Here is a 622-nt window from a genome sequence, read left to right as displayed (position 1 = left end):
CTACAGCAGCTTGGTTCGCTTTAGCGACATGTGCGGTGCTGAAATTCCACGCTGGATCAAAAAACAGCTCGAAGCTTATGGCGATGATACTGTTAGCATTCAGAAGTTTGGTGAAGAAGTGGTAAGTCAAATGTGTGAGCAGTTGTTAAAAGCTGGCGCTCCGGGTCTACATTTTTATACACTTAATCAAGCCGAACCAAACTTAAAAGTTTGGGACAATCTTGGCCTAAGTGACGAGGAAAAAATTCGCTTTTAAACTGCTTTCATCTTATTTTCGTTAAGCCCTTCTGCTGGTGGTCAGGCATAAAAATATATCGTTTATCCTGACCGGCTAGCTGCTCCCTTTCTTAAGTTCTATATTGTCATGTTTTGTGACAATTCATTTAAATTTTCTTCCAAGTAAAGAAAACTTTAGCCATTTGGTCTAGACTCATAGAACAAATATTAACCAGTTAAAAAATATTGCGACCTTGTGACTATGACTTCGGCGATCAGTTTTGTTATCTCCCTAGCACTCACTAATCGTAATGTAGAGACACGCAGCAGGATACTGAACATATGTAAAGTAATACCGCTCGAGCGGTAAATATTTCCTTTAGGGGGCCTTATGAGTATTTTTAGT

The 622-nt window shown here is 39.4% G+C and carries 1 protein-coding gene; it reads left to right on the top strand.

Annotation, left to right across the window (positions count from 1 at the left end; all coding sequences use genetic code 11):
- On the top strand, nt 1–256 hold a 256-nt coding region (locus A3735_RS27470; protein ID WP_197486096.1), incomplete at its 5' end, for a methylenetetrahydrofolate reductase.
- Between the last annotated feature and the right edge of the window lie 366 nt (nt 257–622).

This window comes from Oleiphilus sp. HI0061 (genome assembly GCF_001635675.1).
Note: the sequence above shows the minus strand (reverse complement) of the source record. Positions and strands in the feature narration are given on the sequence as shown.